The sequence below is a fragment of the Pseudomonas protegens CHA0 genome (genome assembly GCF_000397205.1).
In the GTDB taxonomy this organism is placed as follows: domain Bacteria; phylum Pseudomonadota; class Gammaproteobacteria; order Pseudomonadales; family Pseudomonadaceae; genus Aquipseudomonas; species Aquipseudomonas protegens.
Window position 1 is genome coordinate 4,554,013 of the sequence record NC_021237.1, and the last position, 21,997, is coordinate 4,576,009.

The following is a 21,997-nucleotide window of genomic DNA, read 5'->3' on the forward strand; positions in this document are numbered from 1 at the left end:
CGGCGCCCTCAGGCGCCGTTGTTGTCTGTAGCACACTCAATGACTGTCGAGTGCCTTGCTCGCCCGGGCTGCCGCCTGCTCCTGGCCGGCCTGGGCCAATTCATTGACGGCTTTCAACCAACGCTGGCGATCCACCTTGGCCGGCAACTGGTTGGGGGCCTGGATCAGTACCGCAAAGCTGCCGGCACTCTTCCAGGATGACTCGAACTCGCTGAAGCTCATCAGTTGCCGACGGCTTTTCGCCCCACGCAACAGCACTGTCTGCTTGTCGCGGTTATAGCCGGCCAGCACGGCATAGCGCGGCTCAGCCCAGAATGTCGAACCCTCGGTAAAGCGCACCAGCACCGGGTAACCCGCCGCCACCTGCGTCAGCAACGCCGACAATTGGTTATCCAGGGGATAGACGACCATGCCGTATTCACGCGCCAGGTTCTGCATGTTCTGCTGCAACTGCGCCTCGGCACCCGGCAGATGCAATGGCTTGTCCAGCAGACCGGGCGTGATCACCACGCCCTGCTGCGACAGCATGCTGGCCAGTGCACCTGGGCCGCTCTGGTACATCTGGCCACGGAAAGACGGCACGCTGTTGAGTTCGACACGTTCCGGCAGGCGCTGGATGTCAGGCTGTACGCTACCGGCACAACCGGCCAGGGCCAAGACACAGGCGCTGGCCAGCAGCGCCACTCGAAACCGAGGAAATACCCGCACCATCTTTGCTCTCTATTCAGACACCGGGCGACCCGCCTCCGGCTGGGGCCCTGATAATAGGGCGCCCGCGGGCAAGGGTATAGCGTTAGGCGCCAGTTAATTGAAAACCATAGAGCGAAGTGTTCGAAGACTCTCGACTATTGGTCAATAGCTTGAAACACATAGGCTACTAGACTGTCGATTGTTAAGAGTGTGTGCCCCGCACGGGGCATAAAGGAGGCACTTATGAGCCTGACAACGACCATCCTGATGCTGATCCTCGGCTGGCTGGCGGTAGCCGCCGCTATGCTCTGGGGCGTGCTGCGCATCACCCGCCGCCACCACCATCAGCCCCCGCAAGCAGCCCCCGCCATCAAGGCTGGAAAGAGCGCCCGGCGTCCTGCCGCTGCCCACTGATCAAGGTTTCCCCTACCCCTGAAACAAAGCGGCCGCCTGACTCCAAGGAGTACAGGCGGCCGCCAGTCATGGCTGCGGATCAAGCGTCGCTACGGGCCGCCTGACGCTTCTGCCGGGCCCGGCGGGCCAGCATGTTGAGACTCTCAATGGCCGCCGAGAAGGCCATCGCCGCATACACATAGCCCTTGGGCACATGGGCGCCGAAACCTTCGGCGATCAGGGTCATGCCGATCATGATCAAGAAGCCCAGGGCCAGCATCACCACGGTCGGGTTGTCATTGATGAACTTGGCCAGCGGTTCGGCCGCCAGCAGCATCACCAGCACCGACACCACCACGGCAATGATCATGATCGGCAAATGCTCGGTCATGCCGACTGCAGTAATGATGCTGTCGATGGAGAACACCATGTCCAGCAACAGGATCTGACCGATCGCTGCGGCAAAGCCGATAGCCACGCCCGGAGTCTCGTTCTTGGCCTGCTCAGGTTCAGGGTCCATGCTGTGGTGGATTTCCGTGGTGGCTTTCCACACCAGGAACAGGCCACCGGCAATCAGGATCATGTCCTTCCAGGAGAAACTCTGCCCCATCACTTCAATCACCGGCTCAGTGAGCTGGACGATGAACGCAATGGTACTGAGCAGCGCCAGGCGCAGGATCAAGGCCATGCCGATACCGATGCGTCGTGCCTTGGCCCGGTGCTTTTGCGGCAACTTGTTGGTGAGGATGGAGATAAAGATCAGGTTATCGATGCCAAGCACGATCTCCATCACCACCAGGGTGGCCAGGGCGACCCAGGCGGTGGGGCTTGCAGCGAGCTGTAAAAGGTAATCCATGGGTCAATCCTGACTCGGTTGTATGAAAGATCAGATTTCCTGGGACGCAGGCGCTGGTTTCTTCTCGCTGTCGTCCTCTGGCTTTTCCTTGCCGGTCACGCTCTGAGTCGCATCGCTGAGCGCCTGTTCTGCCGCTTTGTGGGTATCGTCGATGGCCTGCTTGGCCGACTCCGCCGCCTTGCCCAGCATCTGCTGCGCGCTTTTTTCCGCCTGGTCACAACCCGCCAGGGTCAGCATAGACAGGGCCAGCAGCGACGCTGCGCCCAAGGTTTTGAAAGACATGCCGTATTCCTCGATAGAACGGACGGGACCAAGTAGGGCCCCGGCGATAGCGAGGCATTCTAAGGAGAGTGATACTTCAGGAAAATTCGTTTTTTTAGCAGTTATACTTCGCTTTTTACGAACTGAATGTGCCCATGCTCAACTACCGCCAGCTGCATTATTTCTGGGTTGTGGCCAAGACCGGCAGCATCGTCCGCGCCTGCGACCAGTTGAACCTGACCCCGCAAACCATCAGCGGCCAGATCAGCCTGCTGGAACAGACTTACGGCATCGAATTGTTTCGCCGGGTTGGCCGCCAGTTGGAGCTGACCGAAGCCGGACGCCAGGCCCTGCCCTACGCCGAGCAGATGTTCCAGCTCGGGGGCGAGCTGGAAGCCATGCTCCGCGCCCGCCCCGACGAACAGCAGATCCAGTTCCGGGTCGGCGTGGCGGATGTGGTGCCCAAGTCCATCGTCTATCGCCTGATCGCCCCGACCATGGAGCTCAGCGAGCCGATCCGCCTGACCTGTCGCGAAGACAAGCTCGAACGCCTGCTGGCGGACCTGGCCATCCAGCGCCTGGACCTGGTGATTTCCGACAGCCCGATGCCCTCGCACCTGGACATCAAGGGCTACAGCCAGAAGCTAGGGGAATGCGGCATCAGTTTCTTCGCCACCGAGGAGCTGGCGCGACGGCACGGCGCCGACTTCCCCCGGGGCCTGCACGGCGCGCCACTGCTGATTCCCGGGCAGGAAACCGTGGTCCGCAGCCGCCTGCTGCGCTGGTTCGCCGAGCAACAGTTGCAGCCACGGATCATCGGTGAATTCGACGACAGCGCCCTGATGCAGGCCTTTGGCCAATCCGGCAGTGGAATCTTCATCGCCCCGAGCGTGATTGCCGACGAGGTCATGCACCAGTACGGAGTGCAACTGATTGGCCAGACCGATGCCGTGGCCGAGTCGTTCTACGCCATTTCCGTGGAGCGCAAGGTCAAGCACCCCGGCATCGTGGCCATTACCGAAGGGGCGCGACGGGAATTGTTCACGCCCCTCAATCTCTGATCAGGAAGCGCAGGCACTCGGCGCTTTGAGCTTCATCAGCAGCAGCGCCAGGGCGATCGACAGCAGAATGAAACCCGAGGCCGCGAACCCCAGGCTGCCCAGGCCCAGGGTATCGATCACCCGGCCGCCGACCATTGCCCCCAGGCCAATGCCCAGGTTGGCCCCGGCAATGTTCAACGAAGCGGCGAAGGCCGGCGCCTGGGGAGCCGCCTTGATCAAGCGCACATGGCTCACCAGGAACATCGCCGCCTGGGTCACGCCCCAGATGGCCATGGCCGCTGCCAGCCCCAGGGTCGAATGAATGCTCGGCACCAGGGCTACCATGCCGCCGATCATCAGTGCGCAGAACACCATGGAGGCGATCAACGGGTGACGGTCCACCGCCCGGCCGCCCAGGGAATTGCCGATCAGGCCCACCGCGCCAAAGCCCATCAGGCACCAGCCCACCAGCGCACCGTCGAACCCGGCCAGGCGCTCGAGTATGTCCGCCAGGTAGGTGTAGGCAGTGAACATGCCGCTAAATACCAGGATCGACAGCAGCACATGCCCTTGCATCAGCGGGCTGCGCAGGATGCGAAACTGCGCCCGCAGGCTCACCTGCTCGTTGTGCTGGCGGGTTTGCGGCAGGTAGATAAACAGCAACAGGGCCTTGGCGAACGCCACCACCGCCAGGATGCCGAAGGCGCTGCGCCAGCCGAACGCATCGGCAATCAGGGTGCCCACGGGAATCCCGAACACCGTGGCGCAGACAATGCCAAAGCCGATCTTGGCAATCGCCCGCCCGGCGTAGTCCGGGCCGACGATGTCCACCGCCGTCTCGCTGGCCAGGGCCCAGAACACCGGCAACCCTAGGGCCGGCACCAGCCGCGCCAGGGACATCACCCAGATGTTCGGCGCCAGCGCCGCCAGGGTATTGGCCAGGCCGAACATCACCAGCACGCTGATAAACAGCTTCTTGCGGGGAAAACGCGCGAAGTAGGCGGTCAGAAATGGCCCGAAGGCAGCCACGGTAAAGGCGAACAGGGTCACCAGCAGCCCGGCCTGGGACACGCTGACCTGCAGGTCGCGGGCAATCGACGGCAACAGGCCGACGATGATGAACTCCGTGGTCAGCACGGTAAAACCGGCGGCCGACAACAGCAGGATGGGCAACAGCATGCAGAACTCCAGAAACAGCGACAGCAGCGACAGCCCGAAGGGCCCGCTGACTGGATAGAAAAAGGGGATGGCGAATCTTAACAGAGTGCGCCCGGCTCCGGGCAACCACCGCGTGCACGGCTCTGCAAGGGGCAAGTGGCAGATCGTCACATCGACGCGGTAACCCCGGCCTGCTGTGATAAAGTCCGCCCCCTGCTGAAAACAGGCCCTGTCGAGTTCGTCTACCCTTCAAACGTCTCGATCGCCCGTCGCCTTTTCAGACTGCGTCTGTGCCTGGCGGTTCAACCACCGGCGCTGGCGACCGGCAGGCTCCGCACATTAAAAAAAACAGAGATACCGCTATGAGCGCTTCACCCCCTTCCTTTCTGCATTCCCTCAAACGCCTGAGCCTGGTCACGCAGATCGTTATCGGCCTGATCGCCGGTATCGCCCTGGCACTGCTGGCACCGGAGGTGGCGAAATCCACCACCTTTATCGGCAAGGTATTCGTCTCGGCGCTCAAGGCCGTGGCCCCGATCCTGGTGTTCGTGCTGGTCATGGCCTCCATCGCCAACCACAAGCACGGCCAGGAAACCCATATCCGGCCGATCCTGGTGCTCTACCTGCTGGGCACCTTCGCCGCCGCCGTGGTCGCGGTGATCGCCAGCAGCCTGTTTCCTTCCGCCCTGGTGCTGTCGACCCACGACGTGGCCATCAGCGCGCCCGGCGGGATCACCGAAGTGCTGCAAAGCCTGCTGCTGAGCGTGGTGGACAACCCGGTCAGCGCCCTGATGAACGCCAACTTCATCGGCATCCTGGCCTGGGCCATTGGCATGGGCGTGGCCATCCGCCATGCCGGCGAGACCACCCGCACCGTGCTCGATGACCTGTCCAACGGGGTGACCGTCATCGTGCGCGTGGTGATCCGCTTCGCGCCCCTGGGGATCTTCGGCCTGGTGGCCTCGACCCTGGCCACCTCGGGCTTCAACGCCCTGCTCGGCTACCTGCACCTGCTGGCGGTCCTGATCGGCTGCATGCTGTTCGTGGCCCTGGTGATGAACCCGCTGATCGTGTTCTGGAAGATTCGCCGCAACCCCTTCCCGCTGGTGCTGACCTGCCTGCGCGAAAGTGGCATCACCGCCTTCTTCACCCGCAGCTCGGCGGCCAACATTCCAGTCAACCTGGAACTGAGCAAGCGCCTGGGCCTGCATGAAGACACCTACTCGGTGTCGATCCCGCTGGGCGCCACCATCAACATGGCCGGCGCGGCAATCACCATTACCGTGCTGACCCTGGCCGCCGTGCACACCCTCGGTATCGCCGTCGACCTGCCCACCGCCGTGCTGCTCAGCGTGGTCGCGGCCATCTGCGCCTGCGGTGCTTCCGGCGTGGCCGGCGGCTCGCTGCTGCTGATTCCCCTGGCCTGCAGCCTGTTCGGCATTCCCAGCGAAATCGCCATGCAGGTGGTGGCCGTAGGCTTCATCATCGGCGTGCTGCAGGATTCGGCGGAAACCGCGCTGAATTCCTCCACCGACGTACTCTTCACCGCCGCCGCGTGCATGGCCCAGGAAGACAAGGCGCAAGCCTCGGCCTGATGCGCACATCCCGGATCGGCATGGCCCTGTAGCCACTGCCGAACCCGCTCCCTGCGGACCGTTCGCAGCCTGCGGCAGCAGCCACAAAAAAGCCCGGCCAGGGTCAACCTGGCCGGGCTTTTTTATCGCCTGGGGTTTAGAACGCGCCCATGTAGTCGCGCTTGCCCACTTCCACACCGTTGTGACGCAGGATTGCGTAGGTGGTGGTGACGTGGAAGAAGAACTGCGGCAGGCCGTAGGTCAGCAGGTAGGACTGGCCACTGAAGCGCTTCTCTTTCGGGGTGCCCGGACGGGTCACGATCTCGATGCCTTCCTTGCCATCGATCTGCGCCGGCTGGATGCCGTCGATAAAGGCCAGGACCTTGGCGATCAGCGCCTGCAGGTCGGCGAAGGTGGTTTCAGTGTCGTCGTACTTGGGCAGCTCGACTTCGGCCAGGCGCGCCGATACGCCCTTGGCGAAGTCCACGGCGATCTGCACCTGGCGCACCAGCGGGAACATGTCCGGGTACAGGCGCGCCTGCAGCAGGGCGTTGGGCTCGATGTTCTTCGCCGTGGCGTGGGCTTCGGCCTTGTGCAGCACGTCGCTCAAGGCATTGAGCATTTGCTTGAAGACAGGAACGGAAGCGGCGTACAGGGAAATAGTCATGACAGTCTCGACAGGGAATGGCGGGAATACAGCGAGCAGCGATTATAGCCACAGCACGCCAGCACGGGGCCTTTATCCGCAGCGCTCCTGGCGATACACGCTGGGGGCCACGCCGAACCAGCGCTTGAAGCTCTGGGAAAAACTCGACAGGTCACTGAAGCCAAGCCTTTCGGCAACCTGGGACAGGCTCAGCCGCGGATTGCCCAGCAACTCCAGGGCCCGAGCGCCTCGATGCCCGGCCAGTACCTGCCGATAGCAGGTGCCCTCCTCCTGCAAGCGTCGCTTCAAGGTCCGCACGCTGGTGCACAGCAGCCGGGCCATGGCCGGCAAGTCCGGTACGCTTGCCGCCGGCAGGGCATCCAGGTGCTGGCGGACCAGCGCGGCAACCCCATGATGGGCCTGTCGCCGCTCCAGCAACTGCGCGCACATCTGCTCGCACATGGCCACCGTCAGCGGGTTGGCCTGGGGCAAGGGCCGTTGCAGGAAACGCCGGTCGAAGGCCAGGGTATTGGCGTCGGCCCGATAGTCGGCGGGCACCCCGAGAATCTGCGCCGGCTCGTCCCCTTCCAGCTCAGGGCTGACACTGCGACCGAAACGCAGCAGGCGAAAATCCGCACCGACTATTTCCTGCATCAGCGTCGCGGCGGCCGCCATGTCCCGCTGTAACAGGAACTGCGCCAACAAGGGGTCCGCCACCCGAGGCTCGGCAAAGGTCAGCACCCCGAGCCCCGGCTCCAGCCGGTAGCCGATCTCGGCAAAGGCATAGGTCAGCGGCAGGAAGCGCAAGGCCAGGGCCACGGCATCCGCCGGGGTGGCGCTGCTGATCAGGCCGTAGCCGAACAGGCCATAGGTGGAGAAGTGATAACGCGCACCCACTGCATACCCCAGGCCCCGGGGCTGGCCGAGCAGCGCCAGCAGGTTACTGGCCAGGCGCAACTCCTGGGCCGCCGACAGCAGGCTGTTGGGGTTTTGCAACTGCTCCCGGGACAGCCCGCAACCGGCCAGCAACCGCGCTGGCGCCAAGCCCTTTTCGCAGCCGAAACCGAGCAGCAGCAAGGCGCTGGACGGTCCCCGGGTGAACGACTGAGTGCTCATGGGCGCGGCTCGTGAAGAAAGGTGTTGGCCCAAATACTAAAGCACTTGTCCCGTTACAGCATGGGGTCCACGGTTTATTCCCCGCATGCTTCACTGATCGGGGCTGCACCGCAGAAACAAGGAAGTGGCCCCGGGAGCATCAACCCTGCGCCGCACAACAATAACAACGAGGTCGTCATGCCCGAATTCGCACCTGCTACACACCCCGCCCCCGACTCGGCCACACCGCTGGAGGCCATCATCATCGGCAGCGGCTTTGGCGGCCTGGGCATGGCCATCGCCCTGCGCAAGGCGGGCGTGCACCGTTTCGTCATTCTTGAAAAAGGCCAGGACGTGGGCGGCGTCTGGCGCGACAACAGCTATCCCGGCGCTGCCTGCGACGTGCCCTCGCACCTGTATTCGTTTTCCTTCGAACCCAACCCGCACTGGTCCCGGGTGTTCGCGCCCCAGGCAGAAATCCATGGTTACCTGCAACATTGTGCCGGCGTCTATGAGCTCAAACCCCATATCCGCTTCGGCGCCGAGGTGCGCCATGCCGAATTCGATACCGCCAATGCCTGCTGGCATGTCACCTGCGCCGATGGCCAGCGCCATGCCGCCCGCCTGCTGATCAGCGCCACCGGCCAGTTGAGCCGCCCGGCCCTGCCCGACCTGCCGGGCATGGCCAGCTTCCGCGGCCGGGTCTTCCACTCCGCCCACTGGGATCATGACTATCCCCTGGCGGGCAAGCGGGTGGCGGTGATCGGCACCGGCGCCTCGGCCATCCAGTTCGTCCCGGAGGTTGCCAGGCAGGTGGCCGAACTCAAGGTCTTCCAACGCTCACCGGCCTACATCATGCCCAAGGCCGACCGCCCCTACAGTGCCGAGGAAAAGCAGCGCTTCCTGCGCCAACCCTGGAAGATGAAGCTGGTGCGTGCGGCCCACTACCTGCACTTCGAATCCCGGGCTTTGGGCTTCACGCGCCTGCAGGGCCTGACCAAGTGGGTGGTCGGTGGCCCGTTCAAGAAGCTGCTGCACACCTCGGTCACCAGCCCCGAACTGCGCCGCCAGATGACCCCGGACTACCCCATCGGCTGCAAGCGCATCCTGCTGTCCAACGACTACCTCAAGACCTTCGACCAGCCCCATGTGCACCTGCTGACCCGAGGCATCCGGCAGATCACCGAGCACGGCATCGAAACCCTGGACGGCGAGGAACACGCCGTGGACGCGATCATCTATGGCACCGGTTTCGCCGCCACCGAGTTCCTCTCGCCCATGCGCATCACCGGACGCGACGGGCTCGACCTGAACCAGGCCTGGCAAGGTGGCGCGGCGGCCTACCTGGGCATCAGCGTGCCGGGTTTTCCCAACTTCTTCATGCTCTACGGGCCCAACACCAACCTGGGCCACAACTCCATCATCCATATGCTGGAAAGCCAGATTTCCCACGTCATGCAGGCCCGCCAGGCCCTGCTGGACAGCGGCGCCAGCCATGTGGAAGTGGACGAGCAGCGCCACCAGCGCTTTCAACTGGGCATCCAGCGCCGCCTGGCCACTTCGGTGTGGAGCGGCTGCAAGAGCTGGTATGTCGACGAACGGGGGCACAACAGCACCAACTGGCCAGGCTTCACCTGGTCCTACCGCTGGCTGGCGCGCTATGCCGGGCTGGCGGCCTATCGACTGTCCAGCCCGCTGGACACCCAATCCCCAGCCTGCGACGGGCAACGCATAGCCGCCCCCCGGGACTGGTTGGAGCAGGCCAACGCAGCCTTCCTGCGGGTTTTCCTGCGGGTCAGTTTCAGGGCCTTGATCGGCCCGCCCCGGGCCCTGGCCAGCCAGCGCAAGATCGTCGACCGGTTGTCATGGCTGATGCCCGGCTGCCTGGGCGTGAACCGCCGGAGCATGCAGTTGGACGGGCTCTCGTTGCAGATTGTCGACGCCGGAACCAGGGCGCCCAAGGGGGTGATTCTCTACCTGCACGGTGGCGCCTTCTGCCTGGGCAGCCCGCGCTCTCACTACAGCGTCACCAGCCGCCTGGCCAGGGACAGCGGCTGCGCGGTGTGGGTGCCGGACTACCGGCTGGCCCCGGAACACCCCTACCCCGCCGCGCTGGAGGATTGCCTGGCCTGTTACGACGCGATCCGCGCCCAGCTCTGCCCGGCGGACAAGCTGCTGATTGCCGGCGACTCCGCCGGCGGCGCCCTGGTGCTGGCCCTGGCCCTGGCCCTGAAGGAGCGTGGTGACGGGATTGCCGCCGGGCTGATGCTGCTGTCGCCGGTCACCGATCCGGACCTGGGCGGCGCCAGCATGCAATCGCGCCAGGAGGCCGACCCGATGATCCGCCGCGACTGGCTGGAGCAAGCCCTCAAGGCCTACGCAGCGCCCGTTCAAGCACTGAGCCACCGCCCCCTGGAAGCAGACCTGCGCGGCTTGCCACCGATGCTGATCCAGGTGGGCGACCAGGAACTGCTGCTGTCCGACTCCACGCGCCTGGCCGAGCGTGCCAGGCAGTCCGGGGTGGCTTGCCAGTTGGAAATCCACCAGGGCCGCTGGCACGTGTTCCAGTTGCAGGCGTTCTATCTGCGCTCGGCGAGAAATGCCCTGCTGGGCCTCGCCCGGTTTGCCCGCCAGTGCCTGGAGACCGCGGGCCAAACCCCGCAGGCAGCCGACTCACCCCGTACGACACAGCCTGCAACAGATCCGCAACCCAGCTGAACCGGCCGCCCTCGCCCAAAGCATGGTGGCGGGGGCGGCCCGGTCAACCGGCGCCGGCGCGAGCCGCGCCAAGTTCTGATGGCAAGATCCGGGTTCTGGAGGTAAAACAGAGCCCCTCGAAAGTGGCCGACCCGGCCACGCAGAAAACCCGGCCGCTGTTCCAGCGCCCGGTGGCGTTTTTTTCACGATCCATCCATCAGTGACCAAGGGACCAGCACTTATGAGCAGCGAGCACGACACACCCGGTGAAGCACTGCGCTTGAGCAGTACCGATATCCGCATCCTGGGTTCGTTGATCGAAAAGCAGGCCACCAGCCCGGAAACCTATCCCCTGACTCTCAACGCCCTGGTGATTGCCTGCAATCAGAAAACCAGCCGCGAACCGGTGATGAACCTGACCCAGGGCCAGGTCGGGCAAAGCCTGCGTGCCCTCGAAGCCCGGGGCTTCACCCGCCTGGTGATGGGCAGCCGCGCCGATCGCTGGGAACAGCACCTGGACAAGGCCCTGGAACTGGTGCCGGCGCAACTGATCCTGTGCGGCCTGATGTTCCTGCGTGGCCCGCAGACGGTCAACGAACTGCTGACCCGTAGCGGGCGCATGCATGATTTCGAAGACAGCGAACAGGTCCTGCACCAGCTCGAACGCCTGATTGCCCGGGGCCTGGCCCTGCACATTCCGCGGCAGGCCGGCCAGCGCGAAGACCGTTATACCCACGCCCTGGGTGACCCGGCGGACATCGAGGCAATCCTCGCCGCCCGCAGCAACCCGGTGGAGCGCAGCGCCGGCGGCGCGGTTTCAGTGGAACGCATCGAAGAACTGGAAGCGCGAATCGCTGCCCTGGAAGAGCGCCTGGCCCAACTCGAAGGCTGAACCCCGGAGCCGCTGCCGCAGGCTGCGATCGACCTCGAAGGGGGCTTCAGGGCCCTGCTGGCCTTGTCGCGGCCTGCGGCAGCGGTGACAGGGCTTCGGGCTCAGGGGCGGGCGAAGGCCACGGCCCTCTGGAACTGCTCTTCGCTCGGGCGCACCCCGGTATAAAGCACGAACTGCTCCAGCGCCTGGATGGCAATCACTTCCAGCCCGGTGATGACCTGCTTGCCCTCGGCCCGGGCCCGCAGGATCAACGGCGTCTCCGGCGGCACCGCCACCACATCGAACACCGTCTGCGCCGCCGTTATCGCCTCGGCGTCGAACGCCAGCTGCTGCGCCTCTGGCCCGCCGCTCATGCCGATCGGGGTGACGTTGATCAGCATCTGCGGCCGCAGGCTGCCCAACTCGGCCTGCCACTCATAACCCAGGGAGCTGGCCAGGGCGCGCCCGGCCACTTCGTTGCGGGCCACGATCACCCCGTTGGCATAACCACCATCACGCAAGGCACTGGCCACGGCCTTGGCCATGCCGCCGCTGCCGCGCAGGGCAAAGCTCGACTCTCGAGGCACCCCGTGGCCCGCCAGCAATTGCGCCACGGCGATGTAGTCGGTGTTGTAGGCCTTGAGATGGCCGTTGGTGTTGACGATGGTATTAATTGAGGCAATGGCCCGGGCCGAGGCATCCAGCTCATCCACCAGGGCGATGCAGTCTTCCTTGAACGGCATGGACACCCCGCAACCGCGGATGCCCAGCGCCCGGATCCCGGCGACGGCACCGGACAGGTCCTGGCTGCTGAAGGCCTTGTAGTAGAAATTGAGACCCAACTGCTCATACAGGTGGTTGTGAAAACGCAGGCCGAAATTCCCCGGGCGCCCGGACAAGGACATGCACAACTGAGTGTCTTTGTTGGGGTTCATTTGCATATCGGTTTCCTCGCTCGGCACTTTCAGATGGACGGGATTGGTCTGGCGCGCCGCTTGGCCTGATCATATCGGCGCGTGTTCACCGGCCTTCGCCACCGCCCAGGGATGACGGTAAAGAGACCGGTACAGACCTTACACAATATTTACTCAGCGGCTGTGCAGATTTCGCAGGAACCGCTGTCTTAGAAGTATCCCCGCGTCAGTTCTTGAGTCTGGTGCAGACCATAAACGCTGGGGTTGAACCGAGGAATGACCATGATCTCCAAAATCCCCAAGATAGCCTTGCTCATTGGTGCACTCGCTGTCGCAGGCCAGGCTTCAGCCCACGGTGGTGGTGGCTGGGTCGGGCCCGCCGCCTTGGGTGCTGTTGTCGGCGCTGCCGTAGTGGGTTCGGTGATCGCCAACCAGGATCGCCCGGTCTATGTGCAGCAAGCGCCGGTGTATGTCCAACCGCAGCCGGTCTATGCCGCACCGCCACCACCGGTCTACTACCAGCCGGCACCGGTCTATGTGCAGCAACCGGTCTACTACCGCCCGGCACCGGTGTACTACGGGCCACCTCGCGGTTACTACGGCCACCCGCATTACTACTACGGCCCGGGTCCCGGCCGCTGGTAAGCACTGGCAGAATCAAACAACAGGCCCCGCCCCCAAAGCGGGGCTTGTTGCATTTTGCCACTATCCGAATGTCTGAATAATTCTCAAGCATGTCGTGACTGGAACAGTATTTGCGTTTAAATCCGGCAATAGTGTACTGATCCCACGGCTGCGGTGAGCGACATGCGACTGTCATGTTTGTGTCATTCAAGGACGACAAGATCGACACAGTCCGCTCGCCACAGGCCCATAACAACAAGGACGAATCCATGCCCACGCAAAACCCGCACCGCGTCGCCGGCCTCTGCACCTCCAGCCGGGTGTACGACGCCCTGACCGAACTCAAGCACCTGGAAGGCCACCGCAGCGCCAAGTTCCTCTCGCTGCTGGCCCAGAACCTGGTGCGCAAGGGCCTGCTCAACGAGCAGGAAGTGCTGCACATGCTCGACCAGGTGGTGGACTGAACTGCCGGCTGCGGTAGCACCGGCATCAATGTCCACTATCAGATTGGGTGATTTTTCGTAGCACTTGGGGCTTTGTAAGGTAACCCCCTCAGATCGAGGAGGTTGTCATGCCCAAGATTCAGATCATGTCCGTCATTGGCAGCGCGGTCCCCGCATCGCTCAGGGAACTGGGGTTGCTGGCTTGCTGGTACCTGGTGCGCGACGGCGAGATGGTCAGCGGCCCGCTGACCTCCCTGCCCGCCGCCCAGACCCTGTCCCGGCAACTGGCGCTGCGCATCGTCCAGCCCTAGGGCAACTGCACCCGGGGCCGGGTCTCGACGAACAGGGCCCAGCTGGACATGAACAGCGCGGCAATCAGGGGCCCGATGACAAAACCGTTGAGGCCGAAGATCGCCAGCCCTCCCAGGGTCGAGATCAGGATCAGGTAGTCCGGCATCTTGGTGTCCTTGCCCACCAGGATCGGCCGCAGCAGGTTGTCCACCAGGCCGATCACGAACACCCCGAACAGCCCCAGCACCACCCCTTGCCAGATCGCTCCGCTGATCAGGAAGTAGGCCGCCACCGGCCCCCAGACAATCCCCGCCCCCACGGCCGGCAACAGTGACAGGAACGCCATCAGCACCGCCCAGAGCAAGGCGCTGGGAATGTCGAGGAACCAGAAGATCAAGCCCCCCAGGGCGCCCTGGGTCACCGCCACCAGCACATTGCCCTTGACCGTGGCCCGCACCACTCGGTTGAACTTCAATTGCAGGCGGCGCTTCTGGTATTCCGCCAGGGGCACGGCGGTGCGGATCTTGCGCACCAGCTCCGGGCCGTCGCGCAGAAAGAAGAACAGCAGGTAGAGCATGATGAAGAAGCTCACCACGAACTCGAAGGTGCCCTGGCCGAAGCTGAAAGCCTGGGTCGCCAGGTACTGGCTGCCCTGCATCGCGCTCTTGACCACCTTCTCCTGCAGCCCCTTGAGTTCGCCCAGGCCGAAGCGGTCCAGCAGGTGCTGGAAGTACGGCGGCAGGCTGTGCTTGAACTGAGCCAGGTAGGCGGCGATATCCAGCTGGCCGCTTTCGATTTTCTTGTACAGCTCGGCCCCCTCCTGCACCAGCAGCACGCTGGTGATGATCACCGGCAGAATCGCGATCACCAGGCAGATCAACAGGGTGCACAGGGACGTCAAGTTGCGCTGCCAGCCGAAGCGGGCCTGCAGCCGACGCTGCAAGGGGGCGAAGACAATGCCCAGGATCACTGCCCAGAACAGCGCACCGTAGAACGGCAGCAGAATCCAGATAAAGGCCAGGGTCACCAGTGCCAGCAACAGCAGCAGGCTTTTGTTTTGCAGGTTGGTTTGGTTCATCTACAGGTCCAGGTCTGTCACGCGGAAAATCAGCGTCCTGAGGCTTAGTCCCCGGCCGCGGCGCCGAGTGCCGTTTTTTCTGCTGTCGGCATAGATCCAGATCAATGAATACCCTAGCGCACTGGCTTACCCTCGCGACCTTTTGCGACCGACAGCCCCATGACGCCCCTCGCCAAACCCGAACTCCTGGCCCCCGCCGGCACCCTGAAGAACATGCGCTACGCCTTCGCCTATGGCGCCGACGCGGTGTACGCCGGCCAGCCGCGCTACAGCCTGCGGGTACGCAACAACGAATTCGACCATGCCAACCTGGCCCTCGGCATCCGCGAGGCCCAGGCCCAGGGCAAGCGTTTCTACGTGGTGGTCAACATCGCCCCACACAATGCCAAGCTCAAGACCTTCCTCAAGGACCTGGCGCCGGTGATCGAGATGGCCCCGGATGCGCTGATCATGTCCGACCCGGGGCTGATCATGCTGGTACGCCGGCACTTCCCGCAGATGCCGATCCACCTCTCGGTGCAGGCCAACACGGTGAACTGGGCCAGCGTCGAGTTCTGGCAACAGCAGGGCCTGACCCGGATCATCCTGTCCCGGGAACTGTCCCTGGAGGAGATCGAGGAAATCCGCCAGCAGGTGCCGGGCATGGAGCTGGAAGTCTTCGTCCACGGGGCGCTGTGCATGGCCTACTCCGGGCGTTGCCTGCTGTCGGGCTACATGAACAAGCGCGATGCCAACCAGGGCACCTGCACCAATGCCTGCCGCTGGAAATACAGCGCCCAGACGGCCACCGAGAATGCCGTGGGCGACATCGTGCAGAGCTACCAGCCGGAGCCGACCCTAGGCCTGGGCGCCCCCACCGACCAGGTGTTCCTGCTGCAGGAAGCCAATCGCCCGGGCGAGCTGATGCCGGCCTTCGAAGACGAGCACGGCACCTACATCATGAACGCCAAGGACCTGCGGGCGGTGCAGCACGTGGAGCGCCTGACCCGCATGGGCGTGCACTCGCTGAAGATCGAGGGGCGCACCAAGTCGCACTTCTATTGCGCACGCACCACCCAGGTCTATCGCCGGGCCATCGACGATGCCGCCGCTGGCCGCGAGTTCGACCGCCAGTTGATGAGCGATCTGGAGTCCCTGGCCCAGCGCGGCTACACCGAGGGTTTCCTGCGCCGGCATGTGCATGACGAGTATCAGAACTACCAGAACGGCAGCTCGGTGTCGGAGCGCCAGCAGTTCGTCGGTGAACTGACCGGCGAACGCCGCGACCGCCTGGCCGAAGTGAAGGTGAAAAACCGTTTCGCCCTGGGCGATCACATGGAACTGATGACCCCTCGGGGCAACTTCCACTTCGACCTGCACCAGTTGCAGAACGCCAAGGGCGAAGCCATCGAAGTGGCGCCAGGTGACGGCCATACGGTGTACCTGCCGATCCCTGATCAGGTGGACCTGCGCTTTGGCCTGCTGATGCGCGATATCAGCGCCTGAGCCGTGCAGTTAACACCCTGATGTAGCTGCTGACGGGGGCGGTGGGACGTTCTGGTGGGCTGCCAAAAGACCGCCACGCAAGGCCCTTCGGGCCTTTTCGCAGCCTCGCAGGCTTGGCAGCGGCTACACCAGCCACCGGCGCCCCGCCCTCAGATACGGAATTGTCCCACCAGCCGCCCCAGGCGCTGGCCCAGGTCCGCCAGGCTGCGGGAAGTCTGGGCGCCGCGCTGGGTTTCATCGGCCACACTGTCCACCGCCACGGCGATCTGATGCACGCTGCGATTGATCTCTTCGGCCACCGCAGTCTGTTCTTCCGCCGCACTGGCAATCTGCGCGTTCATCGAATTGATGGTGCCGATCAACTGGGCCATGGTGTCCAGCGACGCCCCGGCTTCGTTGGCCTTCACCGAGGTGCCGTCGCCGGCATCGCTGGAACGGCGCATGGCGTCCACCGCCACCCGGGTGCCCTGCTGCAGGCGGTCGATCATGCCCTGGATTTCCTGAGTGCTCTGCTGGGTGCGGCTGGCCAGGGCCCGTACTTCGTCGGCCACCACCGCAAAACCGCGCCCGGCCTCCCCGGCCCGAGCCGCTTCGATGGCGGCGTTCAGGGCCAGCAGGTTGGTCTGCTCGGCGATCGAGCGGATCACGTCCAGCACGCTGACAATCGACGTCACGTCCTGCTGCAGGCTGTCCAGGGAAGTACCGCTGTTGCGGATATCGCTGACCAGCGCATGGATCTGCTGGATGCTGCCATCCACCACGCGCTTGGCCGCCTGGCCCTCTTCATCGGTCTGCTGGGCGGCAACGGCTGCGCCCTGGGCGCTGCGGGCCACCTCGTGGGCTGCGGAAGACATTTCGTTGATCGCCGTGGCCACCTGATCGGTCTCGTGGCGCTGGCGCTCCATGGCCTGTTCCGAACGCTGGGCCTGATCCGAGACCTGGGTCACCAGCTCGGTGAGCTGGCCGGTCATCTCGGTGATCTGCCGCACCAGGCCGTGGATCTTGTCGACAAAGCGGTTGAACGAGCCGGCCAACTGCCCCAGTTCGTCCTGGCTGGTAATGGCAAGGCGCCGGGTCAGGTCGCCCTCGCCGGCGGCGATATCGTCGAGGTTGGCTTTCATCAGGTTCAGCGGGCGCAGCATGGTGTTGGCCACCAGCATGCCCAGGGCGGCGATCACCACCAGCACCACCGCGGCGATCCCGAGGATGCTCAGGACCATGCCTTCCATGCGCTGGTTGACGCTGCTCTGCACTGCGGCGACCTGGGCGTCGATGCCATCGAGGTTGACCGAGGTGCCCAGCACCATGTCCCACTTGGGCAGGTACTCGGTGTAGCCCAGCTTGGGCACCAGCACGTCGCTGCCCGGCTGGGTCGAGCTGTATTGCACATAGTGGCTGCCGTCCTTGCCGACCCGCACCAGCTCGCGGTTGACGTACACACCATTGGGGTCGCGGTTGTCCTTGAAGCTCTTGCCCACGCCGTCCGGACTGTTGCCCTTGAACAGGCGCACAGTCTCGGAGTCGTAGCCGAAGAAGTAGCCGTCCTTGCCATAGCTGATATTGGACAGCAGCTTGACCACTTCGGCCCGGGCGGCCTGATCGCCCTGCGCCGCCGCATCGTAGAGCGGCTTGACGGTAGTCAGCGCGACTTCCACATAACTCTGCAGGGTGGCCTTGGCTTCAGTCAGCAGCCGGTTGCGGGTTTCCTCGACTTCCTTCTGTGCCTGCTGGCGCAGCATGAGCACGGTGCTCAGGCTGATCACCAGGGCGAACAGCAGTACCGGGAGTACTGCCAGGGACAGGACTTTGGCCTTCAGGCTCAAGCGCATAGGGGCTCACTCTTGGTTTTTTATTGGCGTGATATGCGGTTAACGGCACGCCAAAAAAAAAGTTGAGCCTGAACCCGTAGGAGCCGGCTTGCCGGCGAAGGGGCCCTCGAGCCTTGCACCGACCTTGGCGATGCCTTCGCTGGCAAGCCAGCTCCTACGACAACCCCCGGCTTCTACGAGAGCGAGATGATCAGAGGGCCATGGCCGCCACCCAGCCGAAGGCCAGCAGCGGCAGGTTGTAGTGCAGGAAGGTCGGAACCACGGTGTCCCAGATGTGGTGGTGCTGGCCGTCGATATTCAGGCCCGAGGTCGGTCCCAGGGTCGAGTCCGAGGCCGGCGAACCGGCATCGCCCAGGGCACCGGCGGTGCCGACGATGCAGACGATGGCCAGCGGGCTGAAGCCCAGTTGCACACACAAAGGCACGAAGATCGCCGCGAGGATCGGCACCGTGGAGAACGACGAGCCGATGCCCATGGTCACCAGCAGGCCCACCAGCAGCATCAGCAAGGCGCCCACGCCCTTGCTGTGGCCGATCCAGGCCGCCGAGGCCTGGACCAGGGAATTGACCTCGCCGGTGGCCTTCATCACTTCGGCGAACCCCGAGGCGGCGATCATGATGAAGCCGATCATGGCCATCATCTTCATGCCTTCGGTGAACAGCTCGTCAGTCTCGCGCCAGCGCACGATGCCCGACACCGAGAAAATCAGAAAACCGCACAAGGCACCGATAATCATCGAGTCCAGCAGCAGCTGGATCACGAACGCCGCGACTATGGCCGCCGCGGCCACCAGCAGGGTCCGCGGGTTGTACTGCACCGCCACCTGCTCGACCTTCTCGATGCGGTCCAGGTCATAGACGCGCTTCTTGCGGTAGCTGAAGAACGCCAGCAGCAAGCCGCAAAGCATGCCCAGGGCGGGAATGCCCATGGCGTGGGTGACGTTGACCTGGCTGATATCGACGCCGCTGCGGGCCACGTTGGCCAGGAGGATTTCGTTGAGGAAGATGTTGCCGAAACCCACCGGCAGGAACATGTAGGGGGTGATCAGGCCGAAGGTGATCACACAGGCGATCAGCCGGCGATCCAGTTGCAGCTTGGTCAGCACATACAGCAGCGGCGGCACCAGCAGCGGAATGAAGGCAATGTGGATCGGCAGGATGTTCTGCGAGGCAATCGCCACCACCCACAGCAGGCCGATCAGCAGCCACTTGACCTGGCCGCCGCCGTTGGCGTCCTGCCGGTCCACCAGCAGCAGGATCTTGTCCGCCAACGCGTGGGCCAGCCCGGATTTGGCAATCGCCACGGCGAAAGCACCGAGCAAGGCGTAGGACATGGCCACGGTGGCACCGCCCCCCAGGCCGCTATTGAAGGCCTTGAGCGTGGCCTCGATGCCCAGGCCGCCGGCCAGGCCGCCCACCAGGGCGCCAATGATCAGGGCGATCACTACATGCACGCGGGACAGGCTGAGCACCAGCATTACGCCAACCGCGGCAATTACTGCGTTAATCATCGTTACCTCATTACTGCGCCGCTAAAAATGGCGCAAAAGCCTGTGACCGACCGGAAGGCAGCGGGCTGCCGACATCGAAATGAAAGAGGTTCTTATTAGGGGGGCGCACTTTGCAGCAGCCGACCCGGCTTGTCAAAACCCCGCACCCCGCCGCCCGCAGGAGCGAGCTTGCTCGTAAAGCCCCCAAGACCAACCCCGTACCCGTGGCGAGGGAGCTTGCTCGCACTGGGCTGCACAGCAGCCCCAGCGCCTCGCGGTTTATTTCGAACAAGCGTTTAAAGAACGCCATTGGTCGGCCGCTACAGTGCAAAGTCTCAGATATTTATCGAATAAAGGACGTCTCCATGTCGCTCAGACAACTTTCCATCCAATGGAAAATCACCTTGCTGGCCGGACTCTGCCTGTTGGGCATCGTGTCGCTGTTGGTGGGGCTTTCGCTGTATCGCATGGAGCACAGCTCCGAGCTGGTGAAGGCCTCGAGCATGGAGATGCTCAACGAAGCCGCCCAGGCGCGGATCGAGGCCCAGGGTGAAGTCCAGGCACTGGGCATTCGCCAGCAATTCATGGACGCCTATCAATACGGCCACGGCTTCTCGCGCCAGGTGCTGTTCCTGCGGGAACAGGCCGAGAAACGCTTCCTCGACGCCTTCGACCTGCGCGAGGACCTGACCCGCCAGGTCAAGTCGGCGCTGCAGGCCAACCCCGACTTGCTGGGCCTGTCCCTGGTGTTCGAAGCCAACGCCCTGGACGGCAAGGACGAGTTGTTCGGCGGCCAGAGCGAACTGGGCAGCAACGAAAAGGGCCGCTTCGCCCTGTACTGGTCCCAACCCACCCCGGGCAAGCTGACCTCCATGTCACTGCCCGAAAGCGACATGAGCGACACCCGCACCGGCCCCAGCGGCCAGCCGGCCAACGCCTGGTTCACCTGCCCGCGCAGCACCCTCAAGCCCTGCGTGATCGAACCCTACTTCTATGACATCGACGGCCAGAAGGTGCTGATGACCAGCATCGTCTTCCCGCTGATGGTGGACGGCAAAGTCATCGCTTCGCTGTCGGTGGACATCAACCTCAACAGCCTCCAGGCCATCAGCCAGAGCGCCAGCAAGCGCCTCTATGCCGGCCAGACCAACGTCAGCATCCTGAGCCCGGTGGGCCTGCTGGCCGGCTACAGCCCGGACGCCAGCAAGCTCAGCCAGCGCCTGGACAGCGTCGACACCACCAACGGCGCCGAGCTGATCCGCCTGCTGGCCAACAGCACCCAGACCCAGAGCCTGCACAGCAACCGTGAACTCAAGGTGCTGGCGCCCTTCACCCCGATCCCCGGTGGCAAGGCCTGGGGCGTACTGCTGGATGTGCCGGAAAAAGTCCTGGTAGGCCCGGCCGAAGCCCTGAAAAGCGAGCTGGATGCGCGCAACAACAGCGGCACCCTGATCGAGCTCGGCCTGGGCCTGCTGGCGGCGGTGGTGGGCCTGTTGCTGGTGTGGCTGATGGCCCGCAGCGTGACCCGGCCGATCCTCGGCGTGGCCCACATGCTCGAAGACATCGCCAGCGGCGAAGGCGACCTGACCCGGCGCCTGGCCTACGACAAGCAGGACGAACTGGGCCAGCTGGCCGGCTGGTTCAACCGCTTCCTGGACAAGCTGCAGCCGATCATCGCCGAGGTAAAACGCTCGGTGCAGGACGCTCGCGGCACCGCCGACCAGTCTTCGGCCATCGCCACCCAGACCAGCGCCGGCATGGAGCAGCAGTATCGCCAGGTGGACCAGGTGGCCACCGCTTCCCATGAAATGAGCGCCACCGCCCAGGACGTGGCCCGCAGCGCGGCCCAGGCCGCCCAGGCCGCGCGGGATGCCGACCAGGCCACCCGCCAGGGCCTGAACGTGATCGACCACACCACCCGCAGCATCGACTTGCTGGCCGCCGACATGAGCGCCGCCATGACCCAGGTCGAAGGCCTGGCTGCCAACAGCGAGCAGATCGGCACGGTACTGGAAGTGATCCGCTCGATTGCCGAGCAGACCAACCTGCTGGCCTTGAACGCGGCCATCGAAGCCGCTCGCGCCGGGGAAGCCGGCCGCGGCTTCGCGGTGGTGGCCGATGAGGTGCGCAACCTGGCCCAACGCACCCAGGAGTCGGTGGAAGAAACCCGCCAGGTGATCGAGCAACTGCAGAACGGCACGCGGGAGGTGGTGGGTTCGATGAACAACAGCCATCGCCAGGCCCAGGGCAGCGTCGAACAAGTGGGCCAGGCGGTCACCGCCCTGCGCCAGATCGGCGATGCGGTAACCGTGATCAGCGACATGAACCTGCAGATTGCCAGCGCCGCCGAACAGCAGAGCGCGGTGGCCGAAGAGATCAACAGCAACGTGGCGACCATTCGCGATGTCACCGAATCGCTGTCGGAGCAGGCCAATGAATCGGCGCGGGTCAGCCAGTCGCTCAACAGCCTGGCCAACCAGCAACAGAGCCTGATGGACCAGTTCCGCGTCTGACCCCGCTGCCGCAGGCTGCGATAGCCATCACGGGCGCCGAACCTGGCGCC

At 64.2% G+C, this 21,997-nt stretch carries 20 protein-coding genes and 2 pseudogenes; 11 read left to right on the top strand and 11 right to left on the bottom strand.

All coding sequences use genetic code 11. The annotated features are described in order from the left end of the window. Positions 1–36 precede the first annotated feature (36 nt). Positions 37–711: a peptidase C39 family protein gene (locus PFLCHA0_RS20285; RefSeq protein ID WP_011062278.1), complete on the bottom strand. Its 675-nt coding sequence runs from the start codon at positions 709–711 to the stop codon at positions 37–39. A gap of 222 nt (positions 712–933) precedes the next feature. Here PFLCHA0_RS20285 and PFLCHA0_RS31870 point away from each other — a divergent pair, with 222 nt between their 5' ends. Beyond that, complete coding sequence (locus PFLCHA0_RS31870) at positions 934–1,104, top strand: hypothetical protein (RefSeq protein WP_015636351.1); 171 nt, start codon at positions 934–936, stop codon at positions 1,102–1,104. Positions 1,105–1,183: 79 nt separating this feature from the next. Here PFLCHA0_RS31870 and PFLCHA0_RS20290 read toward each other — a convergent pair whose 3' ends face one another. Together PFLCHA0_RS20290 and PFLCHA0_RS20295 are read right to left on the bottom strand one after the other, a co-directional pair. Continuing rightward, positions 1,184–1,939 (bottom strand): TerC family protein, encoded by a 756-nt coding sequence (locus PFLCHA0_RS20290; protein ID WP_015636352.1) that lies wholly within the window; start codon positions 1,937–1,939, stop codon positions 1,184–1,186. 30 nt (positions 1,940–1,969) lie between these two features. Further along, on the bottom strand, positions 1,970–2,221 hold the full coding sequence (locus PFLCHA0_RS20295) for a hypothetical protein (RefSeq protein WP_011062281.1): 252 nt from the start codon (positions 2,219–2,221) through the stop codon (positions 1,970–1,972). Positions 2,222–2,355: 134 nt separating this feature from the next. On the opposite strand from PFLCHA0_RS20295, the gene nhaR reads away from it, so the two are divergent. After that, on the top strand, positions 2,356–3,261 hold the full coding sequence (gene nhaR, locus PFLCHA0_RS20300) for a transcriptional activator NhaR (protein ID WP_011062282.1): 906 nt from the start codon (positions 2,356–2,358) through the stop codon (positions 3,259–3,261). Here the strand turns inward: nhaR and PFLCHA0_RS20305 are convergent, their stop codons facing one another. Then, the gene (locus PFLCHA0_RS20305; RefSeq protein ID WP_019092848.1) at positions 3,262–4,419 is read right to left on the bottom strand and encodes an MFS transporter; all 1,158 of its coding nucleotides are present in this window, start codon (positions 4,417–4,419) and stop codon (positions 3,262–3,264) included. Positions 4,420–4,760: 341 nt separating this feature from the next. Here PFLCHA0_RS20305 and sstT point away from each other — a divergent pair, with 341 nt between their 5' ends. Then, a complete protein-coding gene (gene sstT / locus PFLCHA0_RS20310; protein WP_015636354.1) occupies positions 4,761–5,993 on the top strand; it encodes a serine/threonine transporter SstT in 1,233 nt (410 codons plus the stop codon). Between the two features lie 136 nt (positions 5,994–6,129). On the opposite strand, the gene PFLCHA0_RS20315 is transcribed toward sstT, so the two are convergent. After that, positions 6,130–6,639 carry a DUF1993 domain-containing protein gene (locus PFLCHA0_RS20315; protein WP_011062285.1) on the bottom strand — a complete coding sequence of 170 codons (510 nt, stop codon included), beginning with the start codon at positions 6,637–6,639 and terminating at the stop codon, positions 6,130–6,132. Positions 6,640–6,711: 72 nt separating this feature from the next. Continuing rightward, the gene (locus tag PFLCHA0_RS20320) at positions 6,712–7,734 is read right to left on the bottom strand and encodes an AraC family transcriptional regulator (protein WP_015636355.1); all 1,023 of its coding nucleotides are present in this window, start codon (positions 7,732–7,734) and stop codon (positions 6,712–6,714) included. A 177-nt stretch (positions 7,735–7,911) separates the two neighbouring features. Here PFLCHA0_RS20320 and PFLCHA0_RS20325 point away from each other — a divergent pair, with 177 nt between their 5' ends. Next, a complete protein-coding gene (locus tag PFLCHA0_RS20325; RefSeq protein WP_015636356.1) occupies positions 7,912–10,431 on the top strand; it encodes a flavin-containing monooxygenase in 2,520 nt (839 codons plus the stop codon). Between the two features lie 220 nt (positions 10,432–10,651). Next, a complete protein-coding gene (locus PFLCHA0_RS20330; protein WP_015636357.1) occupies positions 10,652–11,302 on the top strand; it encodes a YceH family protein in 651 nt (216 codons plus the stop codon). Between the two features lie 101 nt (positions 11,303–11,403). Here the strand turns inward: PFLCHA0_RS20330 and PFLCHA0_RS20335 are convergent, their stop codons facing one another. Beyond that, positions 11,404–12,222: a shikimate 5-dehydrogenase gene (locus PFLCHA0_RS20335; RefSeq protein WP_015636358.1), complete on the bottom strand. Its 819-nt coding sequence runs from the start codon at positions 12,220–12,222 to the stop codon at positions 11,404–11,406. Positions 12,223–12,471: 249 nt separating this feature from the next. On the opposite strand from PFLCHA0_RS20335, the gene PFLCHA0_RS20340 reads away from it, so the two are divergent. The 3 genes from PFLCHA0_RS20340 to PFLCHA0_RS20350 all read left to right on the top strand — a co-directional run bounded on the left by PFLCHA0_RS20340 (position 12,472) and on the right by PFLCHA0_RS20350 (position 13,573). After that, positions 12,472–12,840, top strand: a complete 369-nt coding sequence (locus tag PFLCHA0_RS20340; protein ID WP_015636359.1) for a hypothetical protein — start codon at positions 12,472–12,474, stop codon at positions 12,838–12,840. A gap of 248 nt (positions 12,841–13,088) precedes the next feature. After that, the gene (locus PFLCHA0_RS20345; protein ID WP_011062291.1) at positions 13,089–13,283 is read left to right on the top strand and encodes a hypothetical protein; all 195 of its coding nucleotides are present in this window, start codon (positions 13,089–13,091) and stop codon (positions 13,281–13,283) included. 107 nt (positions 13,284–13,390) lie between these two features. Next, on the top strand, positions 13,391–13,573 hold the full coding sequence (locus PFLCHA0_RS20350) for a hypothetical protein (RefSeq protein ID WP_011062292.1): 183 nt from the start codon (positions 13,391–13,393) through the stop codon (positions 13,571–13,573). Here PFLCHA0_RS20350 and PFLCHA0_RS20355 read toward each other — a convergent pair. Further along, on the bottom strand, positions 13,570–14,631 hold the full coding sequence (locus tag PFLCHA0_RS20355) for an AI-2E family transporter (protein ID WP_011062293.1): 1,062 nt from the start codon (positions 14,629–14,631) through the stop codon (positions 13,570–13,572). The genes PFLCHA0_RS20350 and PFLCHA0_RS20355 overlap by 4 nt on opposite strands. Before the next feature lie 159 nt (positions 14,632–14,790). On the opposite strand from PFLCHA0_RS20355, the gene trhP reads away from it, so the two are divergent. After that, on the top strand, positions 14,791–16,116 hold the full coding sequence (gene trhP / locus PFLCHA0_RS20360; RefSeq protein WP_015636361.1) for a prephenate-dependent tRNA uridine(34) hydroxylase TrhP: 1,326 nt from the start codon (positions 14,791–14,793) through the stop codon (positions 16,114–16,116). A 149-nt stretch (positions 16,117–16,265) separates the two neighbouring features. Here trhP and PFLCHA0_RS32370 read toward each other — a convergent pair whose 3' ends face one another. The 3 genes and pseudogenes from PFLCHA0_RS32370 to PFLCHA0_RS20370 all read right to left on the bottom strand — a co-directional run bounded on the left by PFLCHA0_RS32370 (position 16,266) and on the right by PFLCHA0_RS20370 (position 19,452). Then, the gene (locus PFLCHA0_RS32370; RefSeq protein WP_370509004.1) at positions 16,266–17,087 is read right to left on the bottom strand and encodes a methyl-accepting chemotaxis protein; all 822 of its coding nucleotides are present in this window, start codon (positions 17,085–17,087) and stop codon (positions 16,266–16,268) included. A gap of 84 nt (positions 17,088–17,171) precedes the next feature. After that, positions 17,172–17,945 (bottom strand): annotated as a pseudogene (locus tag PFLCHA0_RS32375) (cache domain-containing protein); the annotation flags it as partial. Between the two features lie 190 nt (positions 17,946–18,135). Further along, the gene (locus tag PFLCHA0_RS20370) at positions 18,136–19,452 is read right to left on the bottom strand and encodes a Na+/H+ antiporter family protein (protein WP_172621770.1); all 1,317 of its coding nucleotides are present in this window, start codon (positions 19,450–19,452) and stop codon (positions 18,136–18,138) included. Positions 19,453–20,018: 566 nt separating this feature from the next. Here PFLCHA0_RS20370 and PFLCHA0_RS32380 point away from each other — a divergent pair. Together PFLCHA0_RS32380 and PFLCHA0_RS32385 are read left to right on the top strand one after the other, a co-directional pair. Next, positions 20,019–21,089: pseudogene (locus PFLCHA0_RS32380) on the top strand (cache domain-containing protein); the annotation flags it as partial. A 102-nt stretch (positions 21,090–21,191) separates the two neighbouring features. Continuing rightward, positions 21,192–21,947 carry a methyl-accepting chemotaxis protein gene (locus PFLCHA0_RS32385; protein WP_373870541.1) on the top strand — a complete coding sequence of 252 codons (756 nt, stop codon included), beginning with the start codon at positions 21,192–21,194 and terminating at the stop codon, positions 21,945–21,947. The last annotated feature ends 50 nt before the right edge of the window (positions 21,948–21,997 follow it).